At 59.4% G+C, this 18614-nt stretch carries 25 protein-coding genes; 22 read left to right on the forward strand and 3 right to left on the reverse strand.

Translation table 11 applies throughout. The features are described from left to right. The 3 genes from ACT67G_RS09340 to ACT67G_RS09350 form a co-directional block, all read right to left on the reverse strand. Positions 1-474: carbon starvation CstA family protein (locus ACT67G_RS09340; protein WP_443664059.1), on the reverse strand; the 474-nt coding region annotated here is incomplete at its 3' end. A 266-nt stretch (positions 475-740) separates the two neighbouring features. Then, a complete protein-coding gene (locus ACT67G_RS09345; RefSeq protein ID WP_326216574.1) occupies positions 741-1448 on the reverse strand; it encodes a response regulator transcription factor in 708 nt (235 codons plus the stop codon). Continuing rightward, positions 1445-2524, reverse strand: a complete 1080-nt coding sequence (locus ACT67G_RS09350) for a sensor histidine kinase (RefSeq protein ID WP_443664060.1) — start codon at positions 2522-2524, stop codon at positions 1445-1447. The genes ACT67G_RS09345 and ACT67G_RS09350 overlap by 4 nt, the downstream gene beginning before the upstream one ends. A gap of 233 nt (positions 2525-2757) precedes the next feature. Between ACT67G_RS09350 and ACT67G_RS09355 the strand changes: the two genes are divergently transcribed. The 22 genes from ACT67G_RS09355 to ACT67G_RS09460 all read left to right on the forward strand — a co-directional run bounded on the left by ACT67G_RS09355 (position 2758) and on the right by ACT67G_RS09460 (position 18580). Next, positions 2758-3333 carry a hypothetical protein gene (locus tag ACT67G_RS09355; protein ID WP_326216571.1) on the forward strand — a complete coding sequence of 192 codons (576 nt, stop codon included), beginning with the start codon at positions 2758-2760 and terminating at the stop codon, positions 3331-3333. A 169-nt stretch (positions 3334-3502) separates the two neighbouring features. Further along, positions 3503-3970, forward strand: a complete 468-nt coding sequence (locus ACT67G_RS09360) for a terminase small subunit (RefSeq protein ID WP_325244573.1) — start codon at positions 3503-3505, stop codon at positions 3968-3970. Continuing rightward, positions 3942-5207, forward strand: a complete 1266-nt coding sequence (locus ACT67G_RS09365) for a PBSX family phage terminase large subunit (RefSeq protein WP_443664061.1) — start codon at positions 3942-3944, stop codon at positions 5205-5207. The genes ACT67G_RS09360 and ACT67G_RS09365 overlap by 29 nt, the downstream gene beginning before the upstream one ends. 42 nt (positions 5208-5249) lie before the next feature. Beyond that, the gene (locus ACT67G_RS09370) at positions 5250-6401 is read left to right on the forward strand and encodes a serine/threonine protein phosphatase (RefSeq protein ID WP_443664062.1); all 1152 of its coding nucleotides are present in this window, start codon (positions 5250-5252) and stop codon (positions 6399-6401) included. Positions 6402-6431: 30 nt separating this feature from the next. After that, entirely contained in the window at positions 6432-7295 is an 864-nt protein-coding gene (locus tag ACT67G_RS09375) for a hypothetical protein (protein ID WP_443664063.1), read from the forward strand. Positions 7296-7329: 34 nt separating this feature from the next. After that, entirely contained in the window at positions 7330-7674 is a 345-nt protein-coding gene (locus tag ACT67G_RS09380; RefSeq protein WP_443664064.1) for a hypothetical protein, read from the forward strand. A gap of 13 nt (positions 7675-7687) precedes the next feature. Beyond that, positions 7688-8722: a phage major capsid protein gene (locus ACT67G_RS09385; protein ID WP_325244563.1), complete on the forward strand. Its 1035-nt coding sequence runs from the start codon at positions 7688-7690 to the stop codon at positions 8720-8722. Further along, positions 8719-9090: a hypothetical protein gene (locus ACT67G_RS09390; RefSeq protein ID WP_443664065.1), complete on the forward strand. Its 372-nt coding sequence runs from the start codon at positions 8719-8721 to the stop codon at positions 9088-9090. The genes ACT67G_RS09385 and ACT67G_RS09390 overlap by 4 nt, the downstream gene beginning before the upstream one ends. After that, positions 9090-9410 carry a hypothetical protein gene (locus tag ACT67G_RS09395; RefSeq protein ID WP_325244559.1) on the forward strand — a complete coding sequence of 107 codons (321 nt, stop codon included), beginning with the start codon at positions 9090-9092 and terminating at the stop codon, positions 9408-9410. Before ACT67G_RS09390 ends, ACT67G_RS09395 begins: the two co-directional genes overlap by 1 nt. Further along, on the forward strand, positions 9407-9901 hold the full coding sequence (locus tag ACT67G_RS09400; RefSeq protein ID WP_443664066.1) for a hypothetical protein: 495 nt from the start codon (positions 9407-9409) through the stop codon (positions 9899-9901). Before ACT67G_RS09395 ends, ACT67G_RS09400 begins: the two co-directional genes overlap by 4 nt. Next, entirely contained in the window at positions 9898-10959 is a 1062-nt protein-coding gene (locus ACT67G_RS09405; RefSeq protein WP_443664067.1) for a phage tail sheath C-terminal domain-containing protein, read from the forward strand. The genes ACT67G_RS09400 and ACT67G_RS09405 overlap by 4 nt, the downstream gene beginning before the upstream one ends. Positions 10960-10977: 18 nt before the next feature. Next, complete coding sequence (locus ACT67G_RS09410; protein ID WP_325244553.1) at positions 10978-11361, forward strand: hypothetical protein; 384 nt, start codon at positions 10978-10980, stop codon at positions 11359-11361. Beyond that, positions 11358-11663: a hypothetical protein gene (locus ACT67G_RS09415; protein ID WP_325244551.1), complete on the forward strand. Its 306-nt coding sequence runs from the start codon at positions 11358-11360 to the stop codon at positions 11661-11663. Before ACT67G_RS09410 ends, ACT67G_RS09415 begins: the two co-directional genes overlap by 4 nt. Positions 11664-11667: 4 nt before the next feature. After that, complete coding sequence (locus ACT67G_RS09420; RefSeq protein ID WP_443664068.1) at positions 11668-12174, forward strand: hypothetical protein; 507 nt, start codon at positions 11668-11670, stop codon at positions 12172-12174. A gap of 18 nt (positions 12175-12192) precedes the next feature. Then, the gene (gene safA, locus ACT67G_RS09425) at positions 12193-12768 is read left to right on the forward strand and encodes a SafA/ExsA family spore coat assembly protein (protein ID WP_325244547.1); all 576 of its coding nucleotides are present in this window, start codon (positions 12193-12195) and stop codon (positions 12766-12768) included. After that, on the forward strand, positions 12765-13712 hold the full coding sequence (locus tag ACT67G_RS09430; RefSeq protein WP_443664069.1) for a hypothetical protein: 948 nt from the start codon (positions 12765-12767) through the stop codon (positions 13710-13712). Before safA ends, ACT67G_RS09430 begins: the two co-directional genes overlap by 4 nt. Position 13713: 1 nt before the next feature. Then, complete coding sequence (locus ACT67G_RS09435) at positions 13714-14109, forward strand: hypothetical protein (protein WP_443664070.1); 396 nt, start codon at positions 13714-13716, stop codon at positions 14107-14109. Positions 14110-14123: 14 nt separating this feature from the next. After that, positions 14124-14471: a hypothetical protein gene (locus ACT67G_RS09440; RefSeq protein ID WP_443664071.1), complete on the forward strand. Its 348-nt coding sequence runs from the start codon at positions 14124-14126 to the stop codon at positions 14469-14471. Between the two features lie 13 nt (positions 14472-14484). Continuing rightward, the gene (locus tag ACT67G_RS09445; protein ID WP_325244539.1) at positions 14485-15540 is read left to right on the forward strand and encodes a baseplate J/gp47 family protein; all 1056 of its coding nucleotides are present in this window, start codon (positions 14485-14487) and stop codon (positions 15538-15540) included. A 4-nt stretch (positions 15541-15544) separates the two neighbouring features. Beyond that, a complete protein-coding gene (locus ACT67G_RS09450) occupies positions 15545-16126 on the forward strand; it encodes a hypothetical protein (protein ID WP_326216553.1) in 582 nt (193 codons plus the stop codon). Between the two features lie 247 nt (positions 16127-16373). Continuing rightward, positions 16374-17246 (forward strand): hypothetical protein, encoded by an 873-nt coding sequence (locus ACT67G_RS09455; protein WP_443664072.1) that lies wholly within the window; start codon positions 16374-16376, stop codon positions 17244-17246. Positions 17247-17320: 74 nt separating this feature from the next. After that, positions 17321-18580 carry a hypothetical protein gene (locus ACT67G_RS09460; protein WP_443664073.1) on the forward strand — a complete coding sequence of 420 codons (1260 nt, stop codon included), beginning with the start codon at positions 17321-17323 and terminating at the stop codon, positions 18578-18580. Positions 18581-18614 lie beyond the last annotated feature (34 nt).

The raw sequence follows: 18614 nt of genomic DNA on the forward strand, positions 1-18614 counted from the left end.
GCCGCTGAAGTTGAAGACCTGGGTGGCGGCGATGTCGCCGGGGGTGTAGATGAACACAGCGCCCACCAGCAGCAGCAGCACGCTCAGGAACACCTGGTACACGCCGTAGATACCCTTGTTGGAGTACTTGCGGACCATGTCGGGCATCTGGGTGCCGCCGTCACGCAGGCAGATCATGCCGGAGAAATAGTCGTGCATAGCACCGCCGATGACGTTGCCGATGGGGATGGTGATGAATGCGATGGGCCCGAAGAGGATGCCCTGGATAGGCCCGATGATGGGGCCGGTACCTGCGATGTTCAGCAGGTTGATCAGGCCGTTCTTCCAGCCCCGCATGGGGATGTAGTCGATGCCGTCCTGCTTGGAATAGGCCGGGGTTTCCCGGTCGTCCGGCCCGAAGACCTTCTCGCAGAACTTGCCGTAGATGGCGGCGCCTACGAACAGGATCACAAGGCCCAGTACGAATGTTGCCATAAAAACACACTCCTTTTCCTTTGGTCGGAATGTCCCCCTATCATACCCAAAGGACACTCCGATTCCTGACTATAACGATATCAGATTTCTACAGAAACGGACGTTAAAAATATATTCACAATCGTTTAGAACGCGTTAAAACTGAAAGAGCCATATAAAAATGCTGTTTAAATATTCTAAAAAATGCCCGTTTTTGAAAGAAAACCCGGAAAATAAGATAAAAAAATAGCGTGCAGCAGGAAGCCTGCTGCACGCCTGAAAGAGAATCATTCCCCTTCTGCAATCCGGTAGCCCACACCAACCTCTGTGAAGAGATATTCGGGTTCTGCGGGATTTTTCTCAATTTTACGGCGGATATTGGCCATGTTGACCCGGAGGATCTGATTATCCCCGCTGGCCCGCGGCCCCCAAAGCTCCTTCATGATGAAGTCATAGGTGAGGACCTTGCCGGCGTACTTACCCAGAAGAGCCACAATGCGGAATTCGCTGAGAGTCAGATGGACGTTTTCTCCCCGCATGAGCACCTGGTGCTTGTTATAGTCAATGGTGAGATCCCCCACCGTATACGTGCCGTTGCGGGCGATCTCATCGTTCCCGGAAGCTGTGCGGGTGTGGCGGATGGCAGTGCGGACCCGGGCCAGCAGCTCATCCGTTCCGAACGGCTTGGTGAGATAGTCGTCTGCCCCTAGATCCAGTGCGTCCACCTTGTCACGCTCATGGGAACGGGCGGAAACCACCACCACCGGCAGGCTGGACCACTCCCGCAGCTGGCGCAAAATCTCCAGACCGTCCATATCAGGAAGGCCCAGATCCAGAATGATGAGATCGGGACAGTGGGAGGAGATCATGGACATCGCTTCCGCCCCGCTGCGGGCCTGCATGGCCTCATAGCCGTTGTTGTTGAGCACGGTGGAAATAAAATGAGAGATGCTTTTCTCATCCTCTACCACTAAGATCTTTTCTCGAATATTCATGTTTTTTCCTCCTCAGATAGGGGCAGCCGGAATGAAAAGACGGCGCCGTTTGCCAGGTTTGAAGCATCCATCATACCGCCATGGGCCCGAACAATGGCAAGGCACACGGAAAGACCAAGCCCCATATTGCGCTTTCCATCTCCGGAAGCAGTTTCGTTGTGTTTCAGAGTTCCGTCAAACAAAGTGGGCAATTCCTTTTTGGGAATCCCCTGCCCGTTGTCCTCCACGGAAAAACGGGCATATCCGCTGTCCGGCCATACACTCAACCGGATCTCCGTAGTGGTCTTGCCGTGGATCACGGCGTTTTCCAAAAGGTTGGAGAGAACCTGCTCGATCAGAATGGGATCCATAGGCACCATCAGAAGATCCCCGGGAGCCTGAACCTGAACCCGGATCTGGGGAAAGCGCTTGCGGAATTTCCGCACGGCTTCACCCAGGACTTCCTCAGCCGCCTCCGGCTGCTTGGTGATGTGGGTGCTGGTGTCTCCGATGCGGGTAATGGAGAGAAGATTTTCCACCACCCGGATCAGCCACTGGGCATCTGCCCGGGCATCCTCCAGAAGCTCCCGCTGATCATCCGGGGAAAGCCCGGGATTTTCCAAAACCGCCGAAGTGGCGCCTACGATGGAGGTCAGCGGCGTGCGGATATCGTGGGAGACAGAGCGCAGCAGATTGGCCCGCATCTTCTCCTTTTCGTTCTCTACCCGCAGCCGCTCCTGCTGCTTGGCTTGGCTGGTAAGGGTGCTGGTGATGATGGATACCATCAAAAATGTAAGAAAGGTCAGAGGATAGCCGGACAGGGTGAAGTTCAGGGCCCAGTAAGGGGATGTGAAGATGTAGTTGACGAAGATCACACCCAGCACCGCTGCAATGGAGCCGAAAAGATAACCGCTGGTAAAGCGGGAGATCAGCAGCACTGCCAGAACAAAAATAGGAGAGGCAAAGCCTTCGGTGGTGTCCGCCGACTGGAGAAAAATACAAAAGCAGACCGCACACAGTAAAATGGCGGCAGAGATGAACAGATCTTTCCAGGAAAAAAGGAACCATTGGGAAAAAAGATTTTTTTTGCGCTTCACAGGAGACTCCCTTCTTGATTGCAGCCGTGAGGGCTGCGGCACAGATATATGTCATTATATCATGTCATTCGCTAAAAATCCGTTAAAAACTCTGAAATCCTCAGAGGCTTCTTAGCAATGATTTGGCAGAGAAAAAAATTGATTTGACAGCGGCTGAACGGCTGACGGACGTATAATTCTAACCAACAGAGAGCCTTCCCTGTGAAGGAAATTGAAAAAGGATGTGAGTACCCATGGATAAGGAACTTCGTGAATATCTGCGGGAGGATGAGCAGGTGCGCTGGCAGGGCCGGCCTGAGCCGTTCCCTCTTCTGGAAGGCAGTATCAAAAACCGGATCCTGCGAACCTGGATCGTGACAGGTGTGGTCGTCTGTGGACTTTTGGTGTGGTATTTTAACTTCTATGAAGACAAAAGCGCCGGATTCCTGGGGCTGATGCTGATTATCGCAGCACTGATCGTCATTTCCCCCGTAATGGAGAGGCGCAACTTGCTGGGGCAGTCCTATTGGATCACCAATCAACGGGTGATTCTGCGAACCCGGGATAATTCCTACTACTACATGAATTTGGATGGGATCGATGAGATCCGGGTGATCCGGGATAAGTCTGATAACGGCTGCCTGGCTCTGGGGAAGATCGTCTTTGAGGATGTGGATAAGCAGCTGCGCTGGCGTGCCTGCCATCCCAAGGAGGATATGCAGGGACATGAGGATCAGGCGTGTGTCCTGGGAATGATCCTCTACGATCTCAAGGACGTGGATCGGGCGGCGGAACTGCTGAAGAAGCGGCCCTCCTCCGCAGTGGCCTGAGTTATCTCTATCATATAATTTAATAAAGAAACAGGCAATGCCGTGGGAATTTTTCCCACGGCATTTTTTTGCATATTTAAAAAAATTTTTCTCCTGTTGCACGCGGACGTGCAAGTTTCTGCCCTCCGGAGCCCTTTGTGAAGGCAAAAAGGGGAAGGCGGTGTGATACATGGAAGAAGAAAAGAACCGGAGCCGCCGGCAGACTTTTTGCCAGGCGTATCTGCAGACCATGAACCCCCAGAGGGCGGCTCAAGCGGCCGGGTGCCGGGATGGCTTTTCCACCCTGGAGGTTCGGCAGGTGCAAAAGCGGCTGGATCAGATGCGGGAGACGGCGGCAGCCCAGATTTGCCGGGAGGATGTCCTGCGTCAGCTGGCGCAGTTGGCCTTCGGCCCTGTCAATGACGCGGTCCGGCTGGCTCTGGAGGGAAAACAGGCGAATCTGGAACAGCTGGATCTGTCCGCCGTGGCAGAGTTCAAGGTGACGGACAAAGGCGGCGTGGAGGTGCGCTTCGTGGATCGGCTGCGGGCCCTGGATGCACTTCGGGAGATGTTGGAGGAAAAAGGCGGCGGTGCCCAGGAGCTCTACCAGGCGCTGGCAGAAGCGGCCGGTGAGGAGGGAGGTTGGGAGCACGGTTGAAATACGCAACTTCTCACCCAAGCAAAAGCAAGTTCTGACCTGGTGGATCCGGGGGGATTGGGAGGCCATCATCTGCGACGGAGCCGTACGAAGCGGCAAGACCTTTTCCATGGGCGTGTCCTTCTTTTTGTGGGCCATGACCCGATTCGACGGACGGCAGTTCGGCCTTTGCGGCAAGACCATCGCCTCCCTGCGCCGGAATCTCCTGACAGAGCTGGTACCGTATCTGAGGAGAATGGGTTTTTCCTGCCGGGAAAAACGATCTGAAAATTTGCTGACGGTGCGCATGGGAGGGCGGGAGAATCGCTTTTTGCTCTTTGGCGGGCGGGATGAATCCAGTGCTGCCCTGATCCAGGGCAGCACCCTGGCAGGCGTGCTGCTGGACGAGGCGGCTTTGATGCCCCGCAGCTTTGTGGAACAGGCCTGCGCCCGGTGCTCTGTGGCGGGAAGCCGGCTGTGGTTCAACTGCAACCCGGAGGGGCCCCAGCACTGGTTTTACCGGGAGTGGATCCTGAAAGCCAAGCAGCGGCGGGCTCTGTACCTGCACTTTACCATGGAGGATAATCCCGCCCTGACGCCCCGGATCCGGGCACGGTACCAGAACAGCTACTCCGGCGTGTTTTTCCGGCGGTTTGTGCTGGGAGAGTGGACGGCAGCCCAGGGGCTGGTTTACGACTTCTTTGACCGGCAGCGGGATGCGGTGCCTCCTCCGGCAGGGCCCTTTTCCGAGTGGCGGATTTCCGCCGACTACGGTACCGCCAATCCCGCCTCCTTCGGCCTTTGGGGACGAATGGAAGAGGTGTGGTATCGGGTGGCGGAGTATTACTACGATTCCCGCAAAACAGGGGAGCAGCACACCGATGCCGAGTATGCCCTGGAACTGCAGCGCCTGGCAGGAGAGCGGGAGATCAGCCGGGTGATCGTGGATCCATCGGCGGCCAGCTTCATCGAGGTGCTGCGCCGGGCGGGGTTTGCCGTGGTGCGGGCCAACAACGACGTCTCAGACGGCATCCGGGTGACGGCGGATCTGCTCAAGCGGGGCAGGATCGTGTTGTGCGATACCTGTACCGACTGCCTGCGGGAGATGGAGCTTTACTGCTGGGATCTGGCCAGGGGGCGGGATGCCCCCAAAAAAGAGCACGATCATGCCATGGACGATATGCGCTATTTTGCCATGGACGTGGCGTCGGAGGGCGCAGGAGGCTTCGCCGCCGTGGCCGTGGAGCGCCGGGCATAGCAGGAGAATACACCCCTGACGGGGAATGGAGGAAAGTCAGAAATGTTGGGATTTCAAAAGAAGCAGCTGCCCGCGCGGCCGGCGTTGGTTCAGCTGCGGGACAGTGAGCGCCATCCCTTTGGCCTGCTGCGGGACTATGTGCCCCTGCGCAGCGGGGAGGTACGCCTCTACCGGGCCGTGCGGGAGGCGGTTCCGGTGGTGGACGCCGCCATCTACAAGCTCATCCGCATGACCGGCGGAGTGCGGGCGGAGTGCCCGGACAAGAGCGCCCAGAAGCAGCTGGAGGAGTTCTTGCGGACGGTACCCGTTGGCCGGGGACAGTTCGGTATCAACGCGTTTTTGGACATGTATCTGGACGCTCTGCTCACCTGCGGCCGGGCAGTGGGAGAGATGGTGCCCCTGCGGGGCGGCCGGGACATCGCGGCACTTTTGTGCGGCCGGGTGGATAACATCGAGATCCGGGAGGGGGAGCACCCCCTGGTGTTCACCATCTGCGGGCCTGATGAGCAGGGGCGGATGGCACCGCTCCCTTATCAGGATCTGCTGCTCTTCACCCCACTGAATCCGGAGGCGGAGAACCCCTACGGCGTGTCGCTGCTGCGGTCTTTGCCCTTTTTATCCGATGTGCTGATGAAGATCTATCACACCATCGGCGTCAACTGGGAGCGCTGCGGCAATGTGCGCTTTGCCGTGACCTGCAAGGACGACGCCCGGGGTATGGCGCAGGAGCGCAGCCGCCAGCTGGCGGCGGAGTGGTCCCGGGCTATGCAGGAGACCAAGGGAGGCAGCGTCCGGGACTTTGTGGCCGTGGGAGATGTGGAGATCAAGGTCATCGGCGGAGACACCCCCATTCTGGACAGTGAGGTGCCTGTGCGGCAGATCCTGGAGCAGATCGTGGCCAAGACCGGCATCCCGCCTTTCATGCTGGGGCTGAGCTGGAGCTCCACGGAGCGGATGAGTACCCAGCAGGCGGATCTTTTGACCACGGAGATCACGGCCATCCGCCGGACACTGACCCCGGTGGCAGAACGGATCTGCCGGCTGTGGCTGCGGATGCACGGGTACAGCTGCGGCTTTACCGTGGTGTGGGACGACATCAACCTTCAGGACGAGGTGGAGGAGGCCAAGGCGGAGCTCTACCGGGAGCAGGCCCGCAAGCTGCGGATCGAAAACGACGCGGCAGAGCTGCAGTGAGATTTCAAAGGAAGGTGAGGAGCGGTCAAGATGGAAATGGAGACAAAACAGGAGCTGGCGGCAGAAGAGCTGGCACGCATCAACCAATTCGCCAAGGCGGAGCTGATAGCGGCAGATGTGTATGTATTCAGTGTGCGCCTTTGCGACAACGAGGTGGATCGGGATTTTGAGCGCTTTGACGAGGCGGCCCTGGAGAAGCTGGGAGAACTGTTCGTGGGGAAAAGCGGCCTTTTCGATCACCAGTGGTCGGCAGAGGGGCAGACGGCCCGGATCTACCGGACGGAGGTCATCCGGGAACCTGCCGTCAAAACCCAGGCGGGAGACTGCGGCTGCTGGCTCAAGGCATGGGCGTACATGCTCAGAACCGAGAAAAATCAGGACCTCATTGCCGAGATTGAAGGCGGCATCAAAAAGGAAGTCAGCGTAGGGTGCAGCGTGGCGCGTAGCGCATGCTCCATCTGCGGCGCCTCCGGCGGCAGCTGTGAGCACGTGAAGGGCCAGTACTACGGCGGGAAGCTGTGCTACTTCCAGCTGGAGGATCCCACGGATGCCTATGAGTGGTCCTTCGTGGCGGTGCCTGCCCAGCGGAGGGCCGGTGTGGTGAAGCACTTCGGCCCCGAGGACGCGCACCTGACGGCTCTGCGCAAGGAGGCGGAGCTGGGGCGGCGGTATCTGGCCGGGCTGCGCCGGGAGGTGGTGCGCCTTGCCATGCTCTCCGACGACGGGCTGGACGGAGCGATGTTCGCAAAGATGACCCGGAAGCTGGAGGAAGAAGAGCTGCTGGAACTGCGCCGGACGTATCAGGCCCGGGTGGACAAGCGCTTTCCCATGGAGCCTCAGCTTAAAGAACGCCCCGCCGCGGCGCGGGACGATGAGACGGTATTCCTCGTCTGAGAAGACGACTGAATAACAAGAAGGAGGATGGATCATGAAACTTTCCTATGAGGGAATCGGCCAGTGGGCCGCCACCTTTGCCTGCACGGAGGTCAGCGAGGGTGAGATGGTGAAGATCAGCGATAACGGCACGGTGGCAGCCTGCAGTGACGGCGAGGGCTTTTGCGGCATGGTGCTCTCTGTGAGCCGGGGCGGTGATGCCTGCACCGTGGCACTGGGCGGCCTGGTGACCGCCGGATATACCGGCAGCGCGCCTACCCTGGGCTGGTGTGGACTCAGCGCCGACGCCAGCGGCGGCGTGAAGAGCAATGCCGGCGGCCGGAGCTGCCTGGTGGTGGATGTGGATACCGCGTCCGAAACCGTGACCTTTGCACTGTAAGGAGGAGACGACAATGGCTTATCACTATGAATCTGTAAAACTGGAAAAGGGCATGTACGGCCGCAGCGGCCACACCTTTGCCCAGACCCTGGAGGAGCTGGATCCCAGCGAGCACTACCGGGGTACGCCCCTGGAGGGGATGGATGCCTTCCAGCGCCAGCTCAAGCGCTTTGACATCAAGGTCAAGGGCGCCGGTTCCGATATGGTGGAGAAGTTCTTCCATACCACCGAGTCCGCCGTGCTGTTCCCGGAGTTTGTCTCCCGGGTGGTGCGCCAGGGCCTGGAGGAAGAGAGCATCCTGCCTGCCATCACCGCTACCGTCACCAATTTCGACGGTATGGACTACCGCTCCATCGCCTCCATTCCCACGGAGGAGGAAAAGAGCCTCAAACGGGTGGAGGAGGGCGCCCAGATCCCCCAGACCACGGTCCGTACTCAGGAGAATCTGGTGCGGCTGCACAAGCGGGGCAGAATGCTGGTGGCCTCCTATGAGGCCATCCGCTTCCAGCGGCTGGATCTCTTTTCCGTGACGCTGCGCCAGATCGGCGCCTACATCGGCCGGATGCATCTGCAGGATGCCATCGACGTGCTTATCAACGGCGACGGCAACAACAATGCCGCTCAGAAGTTCACTGTGGGTGACGGCACCATCTCCGGCGGCTCCGGCAGCCTCTCCTACGACGCTCTGGTGGATTTCTGGAGCCAGTTCGATCCCTACACCATGAACACCCTGCTGGTGTCCAATGACATGATGCTTGCCATGCTGAAGCTGCCGGAGTTCCAGAATCCCCTGACGGGGCTGAACTTCCAGGGTACCGGTACCCTGACCACGCCTCTGGGTGCCAAGCTCCTGCGCACCAGCGCCATGCCGGAGGGCACGCTCATTGGTCTGGACAAGGGCTATGCCCTGGAGCAGATCTGCGGCAGTCAGGTGACGGTGGAGTACGACAAGCTCATCGACCGCCAGCTGGAGCGGGCGGCCATCACTTCCATCTCCGGCTTTGCCAAGCTGTTCCCTGAGGCATCCAAGGTGCTGACGGTGGCGTGATGCATGAGGAGATCGTAAAACTGGCGCAGGCGGTATCCGGCGCCGGTGAGACAGAAGGAGCGCTGCTAGAGCTCCTTTGCGACGCGGCGGAGCAGGCCTGGACCGGGCAGCTGCGGCCGGAGGTGACGGCGGAGGGCTGCGGTGCGGCGTTCCTCTGTGCCGCGGCCTTCACCGCCGCCGCCGATCTGGCGGCGGCCAGGAGCGGAGAGGGCAGCGTTGCATCCTTTACCGCCGGCGAAGTCTCCATCCAGTCCCGGGCGGCAGCAGAGGCTGCCGCCCAGGCCCAAGACCTGCGTGAGACGGCCCGGCGGATGATGCTTCCCTATATCCGGGAGGACACCGTCCTTTTGAGGGGAGTGAAGGGATAATGGATCACTGGTTCGAGGAGATCCTGGCCCGGTACGGCCAGGCGGTGATGGTGCGCCGGGGAGAGGAAAGCATCCAAGTACAGGCGTTTTTCCAACCGGTAACAAAACAGCAGGAAGCAGAGCCTTTCACCGTGACCGCCCTGGGAACCGTGGATGACCGGCTGTGGCTGTATCTGGGGCTTCAGGCTGTGGAGAGCGGGGATACCATCAACTGGAATGGCCGGGCTTTCCGGGTGCGCAGCAGCCGCCCCTACTATGTGGGGCAGACGCTGAGCCACTGGTGGGCCATGCTGGAGGCGGAACGGGAGGCGCAGACATGAAAGAACTGACGGCGATTCGGGATGCTGTACTCTCCGCTTTCAAGGAGGCGGGCATCACCGCCCTGGCGGCCTTCCCGGCAGAGCGGGCCCGCGATTACAATGGCGCGGTTGCGGTGGTTGCTGTGGATACCGCGGAGAGCAAAACCGTGGGCTTTTGCAATTACCTGGGTGAGGCCTGGGATGAAGAGGCGGGAACGATCAAAGAGTTCTACGGCAAGCGGCTGGATGCCGCTATCAGCGTGGAGATCCGGGGCCCGCAGGCGGCTGCCTGTAACCAGGGGGCCGAAGCGGCAGCGGAGGTTCTCCTGGGCGGACTGCCCAGCGGGATCCGTCCGGGAGAGCTCTCTTGGGAGGGAATCTGCTGGGAGAAGGAGACCGGAATGTTTTTGCGGCGGGGAAGGCTGCAGTGCCAGGCGGTGTTTGTGGCTAAGAGCAGCGACGCAGACCCCATGTTCCTGGACTTTATTTTGAAGGGAGTGTTGACCACTTGAGCGAGATCATGCATGAGCGGCCGGGGGTGTATTCCAATTACGATGCCTCGGCGGTGGTATCCGCCGGACAGGCGCCCCGGACGGTGGGCGTGGCTGCCAAGGCACAGAAGGGTACGGAGAATCAGCCTGTGCTGCTGACGGGGTACACCGCAGGCGTGGCCGCCTTCGGCGAGGATGAGACGGCGGGCATGAGCACCATTTTGCGGCTGCTTTTTGCCAATGGCGCCTCTACGGTTTGTGCTGTCCGGGTGGCGGATGCCGGAGGACAGGCGGAGTATCAGGCGGCCTTTGCGGCCCTGGCGGATCAGGATGTGCAGATCCTGGTGTGCGATAGTGCGGACCAGGCGGTGCATCAGGCACTGCGTACAGCGGTAGAGGAAGCGTCCGCTGTACGCAGAGAGCGGATCGGCGTTGTGGGCGGCGATGGAGAGGACGCGGCGGCCCTGGTGGAGCACGCGGCGGCCATCAACAGTGAGCGCATGGTGCTGGCAGGCCCCGACGCCCTGGACAGCCGGAGAGAGGTGCTTCCCGGTGTATTTACCGCGGCGGCCCTGGCGGGCGTCATCGCCTCCGGTAAGGATCCGGCAGTTCCCCTCAACGGAGCAGAGGTATCCGGGCTGGGGGGATTGAACACCCAGTACAGCGACAACGATATCGACCTTCTGGTGCGGGGCGGCGTGACGCCCCTGGAGAGTGTGGCCGGTGCCATCAGCGCGGTGCGGGGCATCACCACCCGGACTACCACCGGCGGTGAGAGTGATACCACCTGGCGAGAGCTGACCACCATCCTCATTGTGGATGATGTCATCCCCGCGGTACGCAGCGCCCTGCGCAGCCGCTTTTCCCGCACCAAAAACACCGCCCAGAGCCGAAGCGCCATCCGTTCTCAGGTGATTGTGGAGCTGGAGAAGAAGCTTTCCGCTCAGATCATCGAAAGCTACGGAGAGGTGACGGTGACCGCCAGCGCCGACGATCCCACGGTGTGCCTGGTGGAGTTCAGCTTCGGCGTGGCCCATGGGCTCAACCAGATCTATCTGACGGTGCACATCACCGTATAAGAAAGGAGAGAGGAAAGGGTGAATGGATTTCCCACCAGCTCAGACATCTATCTGGAGCTGGACGGTAAAAAAGTGGCGGTAGTGCAAAGCTACACCGCCAAGGCGACCAAATCCAGTCAGAGCGTGGAGGCCTTCGGCGAGAGTGAGCCGGTGGCCACCATTGAGGGACAGCGCAAGTATACCCTGGAGCTGACCCGCCTGTATGCCACCGATGACGCTGTCTCTGACGGTATCAACTTCCACGACCTGCGGGACTTCTCCTTGGTGATCTGTAAGCCGGATCGGAAGATCATTTACAGCGGATGCGAGTGGAGCGCTATCCAGGAGGACGGACAGCTCAACGCCATGGTGGCGGAAAAGATCACGGTGGTGGCTTCCAAGCGCATCGAGACCACGGTTTGATGATGGGGAAAATTGATGAGCTACGGCCTCTTTCGGCATTGCGGCTGCTGGAAATCTGGCGGGAAACGCAGAAGGCGGAGCCTCTGGAGAGGGCCATCCTGTGTAATGCCCAGGTACTGGCAGAGAGCTGCTTTTACCAGGACAAGGCGGTATTCCGGAATGGTGAGGACGTATTGGCAGCACTGACGACCCGGGAGATGGAGACGCTTTTGCGGCGGCTGGGAGGGCAGGAACCTCCCGGCCCCGCAGGGGTGAATCCGCAATTTTGCCCGGAGCGGTTTGCGGCACTGAAGGGAGAGTGAGACCGTGGATCTGATCCGGGAAGAGTTGCTGCGCCAGGAAAAGGCGCTGGAACTGCTTTTGCTGGGAGCAGAGCCGCAGACGGAATTCCAGACGCAGGGGTCTCTTTGGCAGAAACGGCAGGTGGATGGGACGCAAAGCAGCGGACCTGCAGACCTGGATGCCGGGGAGGCTTCCCCGGCGGGAAACTGGGTGATCCGGGCTCCCCGGGAGATCTGGCATGAAGAGATCACCGGAACCACGGCTTTGGGGCAGACGCATGCCGGGAAGACATCTCCGCCTTCTGCCGGGGAAATGCTGGAACGTGACGCTGCAGGCTATGGCGTGACCGCCGGAGTGATCCCCGCAAAGGCGGCGGCCGCCGGCGGGCGGACAGCCGGCCCCCAGCCGCAGGATGGGACGGTGGTCACCGAGTATGTTCTGGCCGGGAAGGCACCCGGCATCGGAGCTCAGGAGCTGTCCCGGACATTCGAGCGGGACGCCCGCCGGTATGACGGCGGCTTTACATCCTGATGGAGAGGAGTGATGCGTATGCGGCTTGCCAGCATGCGGTATAAGGACTACACCTGGCCCCATAATCCTGAGACCTATACGGTGGAGTACCGCAGGAGCGTGGTGGTTCACAAAGTACCCTTCGGCGGGTACCTCATGCAGGATCTGGGTAAGACCTACCGGGTGCTGCGGGGAGAGGGCGTGTTTGCCGGAGAGAACGCTTATGACCAGTTTCGGGAGCTGGAGGCGGTGTTTGAGGAGGAAGATGCGGGGATCCTGGTGCATCCGGTATGGGAAACCGTACGGGCCCGGTTTGTCTCTTTGCAGCTGGAGGAGCGGCCGCTGCCGGATTATGTGCATTACAGCTTTGAATTCTGGGAGGATCCGGCCTCGTATTCTGCCGGACTGATCCAGACGGACAGTACCATGGAACATCCCGCTGCGCCTTCCAGTCCCGACGGGGAAGACACAGTAGTCTATACGGTAAAGAAAGGAGATACCCTGTGGGGGATCGCAGGACGGTATGGCGTCTCCCTGACGGCGCTGATTGCCGCCAATCCCCAGATCAAAAATCCCAACCTGATCTACCCGGGGGACAGGGTACAGATCCCATGACAGGATACATCATAACGGCCGATCACCATATCTGGGCACTTCCGGAACTGCTCTCCTGGCAGATCACCTATACGGGCGGCGTACCTTGCGATTGCTTTTCCGTGACGGTTCCCTATGAGCCGGATATGCTGGAAAAGCTGCATCTGGCGGCGGGCTTCACAGCCTATGAAAGCGGCCAGGTCATGCTGCGGGGTATTGTGGATGAGCACGAGATTACCCTGGGAAGCGGCGGCCTCACTGCCACCGTGACCGGCAGGGGATATGCTGCCCGGCTTTTGGACAATGAGTCCCGGCCCCTGACCTATCAGAGGGCCACACTGGCGGACATTATCCGGGGACATGTAACGCCCTACGGCGTGACCTGCGGTGAGATGGCCGCTGTGACTGCAGACACCACCTACACGGTGGCCTCCGGCTCCAGCCAGTGGAAAGCGCTGGAGGATTTCTGCCTGACTTATGGCGGATTCTCTCCCCGGTTCAGCCGGGAGGGAAAGCTGCTGGCAACGCCGGAGAAGGAGAGTGGCGTGTGCAAAGTCGTCGGCGGGGAGACACCGGTGCTCTCCTGTACACTGCGGGATGACCGCTATGGCGTGCTGACGGAAGTGCTGGTCATCGACAAGACCCGCAGTACCTCCTACACGGTGCGTAACCAGGAGATGATAGACCGGGGCGGACAGTGCCGCCGGGTGCTGTACACCCCCGGACAGAGCACCTGGGCCGCCATGCGGTATACCGGCGAGTATCAGATCGCCCGTTCCCGGGAGGATGCTTTTTCCATTGCCCTGGAGCTGCCGGGAAATTTCTCCGCGTTTCCGGGGGACACGGTACAGCTGGAACTGAAAAAACTGGGACTGTCCGGAAGGTACCGGGTGGCAGAGGCGGAGAATAATTTCTCCCCGTCCGGCGGGGCAACGCAGACCCTGATATTGAAAGAGAGGGGATAACATGTGGCTATCCAAAAAGATGAAGCCGGTGGTTCCCACCGCTGATTCCGACCTGGGTACGACCACCATTGCCGGCGGCAGCGTGGGGGTATTGACCCGGGGAGAGGTGCGATCCCTTCCGGTCTATGGGCCGGGCGGATATGTGTGGCTGCCGGATAGCGGGGCGGCGGTATTGGTCATCAAAGGGGGACCCGGCGGCGAAGAACAGTGCGTTGCGGGGGTTCGACAGATCGAGGCACCAAAGCATATGGAGCCGGGAGAAGTCTATCTGTATGGGCCTGATGATACCAGTATCTATCTGCGCAAGGGCGGCACGGTGGAGATACGGGGAAGCGTGTCCATCCAGGGAATGCTGATTGTCAATGGGATTCCCTACAAACCGTGTACCTGCAGCTGAAGAGGTGGTGTAAGGTGGAACTGAAATTACAAAATGGAGACTATGTGCCGGATGGCGTTGGCGGGCTGCGGCGCGTCTGGGGGCGGGAGGCGCTGCTGCAGCGGGTGTTCTACAAGCTGATGGCCCGCCGGGGGCAGTTTCCCTTTTGGGAGGATCTGGGCAGCCGGTTGTGGCAGCTGGGTCAGATACCTCCGGCAGACCGGGAGGCGGCCGCTGCGCAGTATGTGACGGAAGCCCTGGCTGATGAGCCGGAACTGAGTGTCCGGAATGTGACGCTGACCTGGGAGGCTTCCACAGCGGAGATCACGGTGGAACTGAACTTCCGGGGGGAAACGCTGGCAGTATCGGCGCAGATCCAATGAGAGAGGGTGCGTTGTGAAAACGGTAGAAGAGATTTATCAGCAGATGCTGGAGACATTTTCCCAGCGGGCCGGATTTGTACCGGAGGATTCCTGCGACTTGGCTGTGCGGCTCTATGCAGCTGCGGCACAGATGCAGGCGCTGGGAATCCAGGGGGATTGGGTGCTGGATCAAAGCTTTCCTCAAACCGCCCAGGGGATCTATCTGGATTATCATGCCCAGATGCGGGGGATCACCAGAGCCCAGGGCACGTGCGCTGTAGGTACGCTGCGCTTTCAGACACCGTCGGAGCCGGCGGCGGAGCTGAACATCCCCTCCGGCACTGTGTGTATGACGCCGGAAGAGGTGCGGTTTCAGACTATCGCCGACGGGGTGCTGAAGCCCGGGAACCTCTATGTAGATGTTCCGGCCCAGGCTGTGGAAGCGGGCAGCGGCGGCAATGTGGTGGCGGGGAGCGTATGCGTGCTGACAGCTTGCCCGGTGGGCGTTACGGCCTGCTCCAATCCGGAGGCCTTTTCCGGAGGCAGTGACCCGGAAGAGGACGAAAGCCTTCGGGCAAGGATCCTGGAGAGCTATCAGCGGCTTCCCAATGGCGCCAACGCGGCCTATTACCAGCAGGTGGCCATGAGCCACACGGGGGTGGCTGCCGCCACGGTAATAGGCCGGGCCCGGGGGATTGGAACTGTGGATGTGTATATTGCCACAGAGGCCGGACTTCCCGATGAGGCGCTGCTTCGGGAGGTGCAGCAGGATCTGCAGGAAAAACGGGAGATCGCGGTGGATGTAGAGGTTTTGGCGCCGGAGACCAAAGCGGTGGATATCACGCTGTCTCTGGACGCCGGAGAGGAAGATTTCGAGACGCTTCGCCTGCGGGTGGAGGCGGTGATCCGCTCCTTCTTCAGCGGGCACCTGCTGGGAAAAGGGATTCTTCTTGCCCAGCTGGGCAGCCTTATTTACGGCGTGGAGGGTGTGAAGAATTATCGGTTTTCCGCCCCAACACAGGATCTGGCAGCGTCAGATTCCGTATTGCCGGTATTGGGGGCTTTGACGCTTACAAATATGGAGGCATAACGGAATGGGAACATACTGGAAGTATCTGTGCCGCCTCCTGGAACCGCTGGGTATCTACGATCTATCAGAGGACAGCGTCAATGGAGCGGAGCTGTGGGCGTTGGGATATGGGCTGGATGCTGTCAGCGCGGCATTGGAGTTGGAAGAACGGGAGGCCCTGACGGCCACAGCTCAGGATGAAGGCCTGGACCGCCGGGAGCAGCTCTTTGCCAGACGGCCGGCTGCCGTAACGCCGGAACAGCGCCGGGCTGCCATTGCCGCCCTGCTGCAGATCGACGGGGACAGCCTGACACCCTCCGCCATCAACAGTGCCATCAGCGGCTGCGGGATCCGGGCCAAGGCATTGGAGCTGGATACGGGACACCTGCGGGTGATTTTCCCGGAGACGGCAGGTGTTCCGGCGGAATTTCCCCAGATCCAGAAGATCATCCTGGACATTCTTCCGTGCCATCTGGAGGTGGAGTTCTATTTCCGCTATCTTACCTGGGATGAGTGTGAAAGGGACGGTATGACCTGGAACTGGGTGGAGACGCACGAACACACCTGGGACAGCTTTGAGGTGGCAATCCCGCCTGAGGAATCGTGAAGATAAAAGAGAAAGAGCTGTGCTGATGATGGTTACAACACGGCTTTTCCTAAGAGAATAAGATAAATAAAAGAGCCACACCAAAGGGTTAAGCCCCATAGGTACACAATGTGAACCTATGGGGCTTAACGCCGTGTATGGGGAAAATTAGGGCTTGTGGAGCACCACAGGCTCTAATTTCTTATTTAACAGGACAACTACCGGCTCTCGCAAAAGTGGTAAGTTTTCTACCCACGGACAGTGGTGTATGGTCTGCAAAACCAATGATAAGGCATTTATTGAAATACAAATATTCCAGTGGCTTTTCACGCTAACTTGTGGTATGGTGTCTTGCTACAAGGAGGTAGAGCATAAGAAGGTCAAGGGCCAACCGACACTCCCTGTACCGGGCGTACTGGTCAATACTCCCACAGAAACACAGGAACCTCTCAAGGGCGATAAGGTCCCCGAGACAGAGAAAAAGCCCGAGCAGACCGTCCCCGCCGCTCCCGGCAAGAAAGCTGATGAACCGGCTCCCAAGGCAGAGCAGTCCGCCCCCAAGGAGGGTAAGACCCCGGAGGCAGAGAAAAAGCCCGAGCAGGCTACCCCCGCCGTTCCCGGCAAAAAGGCTGATGAACCAGCTCCCAAGGCAGAACAGGCGATTCCCAAGGAAGGCAAGGCCCTGGAGGAGAAAAAGCCCGAACAGGCCGTCCCCGCCGCTCCCGGCAAAAAGGCTGATGAACCGGCTCCCAAGGCAGAGCAGGCCACCCCCAAAGAGGGTAAGACCCCGGAGGCAGAAAAAAAGCCGGAACAGACCATCCCTGCCGCTCCCGGCAAGAAGGCCGATGAACCGGCTCCCAAGGCGGAGCAGACCGCCCCCAAAGAGGGGAAGTCCCCGGAGACAGAAAAAAAGCCGGAACAGACTATAGTAGCACCGCAACACCGGACACCCAGGCGGCTGAACAGAGTGTCCAGGCGGGGATGGACGCTGTGGAAGAAGTGGGATACCGAGCCGAAAAGGCAGTTGATCGACTGCTGCACCCAGCGCACCGTCCCAAGGCCCGGAAGGAAGAAATCAAAGAAGGCGGCCGACATCCCAAGGAGAGAACAGATATGGTCCCATCTGCCAATGATACATTGAGAGATGGGAAAACCATTCATACCAATACCCCGGACAGCTTACACAATGGATCGCAGCTTACCCCGGAGACCCGGATGAAACAACAGGCCGTTGAGAAGTTGGAACGCTCCGTCAGAGCCGATCATCCAAAGAACGGCCAATTCCGGGAAGTCCCTCATTATGGCGGTACTCCCCAAAATACATACACCACAAAAAAAGAACACTCTCCCGGAAATCAATCTATCAATCTATCCATCAAGGAGCGCCCTCGGCGCTCCTCCGGGCCAAAAGAAAAGCCACCCGGCGGGGCGTTTACACCCAAGACACGAAAAGCCATGGACAAATCCGCCCAGGTATCGACGAGTGCGGTCAAAACAACTGCCCGAAAGACCGCAGGGACACCCGCAGCCAAGCAAGTAATGGAGCGTGCTCGCCGGAAGGCACAGACTGCCGCCCAGCGGAGTATGCTGCAAAAATCCAAGCAGACAGCCAAGGCCGCTGCGGAACTTTCCAGAAAGGCCGCCGTTGCAGTGACAAAAGCGGTTGCGGCACTTGTCAGTGCCTTGGTATCTTTGGTAGGCGGCGTGGTTTTGGTGGCGGCGCTGGCGGTCATGGCCTTGATTGCGGCACTTCTGGCCTCTCCGTTTGGAATCTTCTTTTCCAATGAGCCATCCAGAGACGCCGTTCCATTAAATGCAGCGATTGCGCAAATCAATGTTGAACTTGCGGATGAGCTGGAAACACTGCAAACGGGAGACTATGACAGCATTGACATACAGGGACAACCCCCGGCCTGGAAAGAGGTGGTGGCTGTCTTTGCTGTCAAAACCGCCGGAGGGGACGATGGTGTGGATGTAGCGGCGCTGACCCCAGACCGGATAGAGCGCCTGCGTGCTGTCTTTTGGGATATGTGTCAAATCACCACAGAGACGGAAACGGTGGAAGGGGAGGACTCCACAGAAACGATCCTTCATATCACCATTACTCCCAAAACTGCCGATGATATGCGGACAGTCTATTCCTTCTCGGAGTTCCAAAACAAAACCTTGACCGAACTGCTGGAGGAGCTGGACGCACTGGATGGACTGCTGGGGGATCTTGCTATCACCCAGGCCGACGCAGTGGAACTTCTGCAAAATCTCCCGGAGGATCTTTCCCCGGAGCGCCGTGCGGTGGTGGAGACCGCCTGCAAGCTGGTGGGCAAGGTCAACTACTTCTGGGGAGGCAAATCTTTGGTGATCGGCTGGGACTCCCGCTGGGGTACGCTCCGGGAAGTCACCGCCGCAGGCAACTCCACAACCGGCACCTATCGGCCCTATGGGCTGGATTGCAGCGGATGTGCGACACGTTCCTAACTGAAAAGGTTAGGCGTGAAACAAAAAAATCAGG

It is taken from the genome of Dysosmobacter sp., assembly GCF_052306735.1.
Lineage (GTDB): Bacteria > Bacillota > Clostridia > Oscillospirales > Oscillospiraceae > Oscillibacter.

Bases quoted from the DNA above. Each gene is read 5' to 3' on its own strand.
- ACT67G_RS09375 (WP_443664063.1), top strand. From the start codon at position 6,432: ATGGAAATGGAGACAAAACAGGAGCTGGCGGCAGAAGAGCTGGCACGC.
- ACT67G_RS09400 (WP_443664066.1), top strand. From the start codon at position 9,407: ATGAAAGAACTGACGGCGATTCGGGATGCTGTACTCTCCGCTTTCAAG.
- safA (WP_325244547.1), top strand. From the start codon at position 12,193: ATGCGGCTTGCCAGCATGCGGTATAAGGACTACACCTGGCCCCATAAT.
- ACT67G_RS09345 (WP_326216574.1), bottom strand. From the start codon at position 1,448: ATGAATATTCGAGAAAAGATCTTAGTGGTAGAGGATGAGAAAAGCATC.
- ACT67G_RS09360 (WP_325244573.1), top strand. From the start codon at position 3,503: ATGGAAGAAGAAAAGAACCGGAGCCGCCGGCAGACTTTTTGCCAGGCG.
- ACT67G_RS09455 (WP_443664072.1), top strand. From the start codon at position 16,374: ATGGTCTGCAAAACCAATGATAAGGCATTTATTGAAATACAAATATTC.
- ACT67G_RS09395 (WP_325244559.1), top strand. From the start codon at position 9,090: ATGGATCACTGGTTCGAGGAGATCCTGGCCCGGTACGGCCAGGCGGTG.
- ACT67G_RS09370 (WP_443664062.1), top strand. From the start codon at position 5,250: ATGTTGGGATTTCAAAAGAAGCAGCTGCCCGCGCGGCCGGCGTTGGTT.
- ACT67G_RS09355 (WP_326216571.1), top strand. From the start codon at position 2,758: ATGGATAAGGAACTTCGTGAATATCTGCGGGAGGATGAGCAGGTGCGC.
- ACT67G_RS09450 (WP_326216553.1), top strand. From the start codon at position 15,545: ATGGGAACATACTGGAAGTATCTGTGCCGCCTCCTGGAACCGCTGGGT.
- ACT67G_RS09380 (WP_443664064.1), top strand. From the start codon at position 7,330: ATGAAACTTTCCTATGAGGGAATCGGCCAGTGGGCCGCCACCTTTGCC.
- ACT67G_RS09430 (WP_443664069.1), top strand. From the start codon at position 12,765: ATGACAGGATACATCATAACGGCCGATCACCATATCTGGGCACTTCCG.
- ACT67G_RS09435 (WP_443664070.1), top strand. From the start codon at position 13,714: ATGTGGCTATCCAAAAAGATGAAGCCGGTGGTTCCCACCGCTGATTCC.
- ACT67G_RS09460 (WP_443664073.1), top strand. From the start codon at position 17,321: ATGAAACAACAGGCCGTTGAGAAGTTGGAACGCTCCGTCAGAGCCGAT.
- ACT67G_RS09385 (WP_325244563.1), top strand. From the start codon at position 7,688: ATGGCTTATCACTATGAATCTGTAAAACTGGAAAAGGGCATGTACGGC.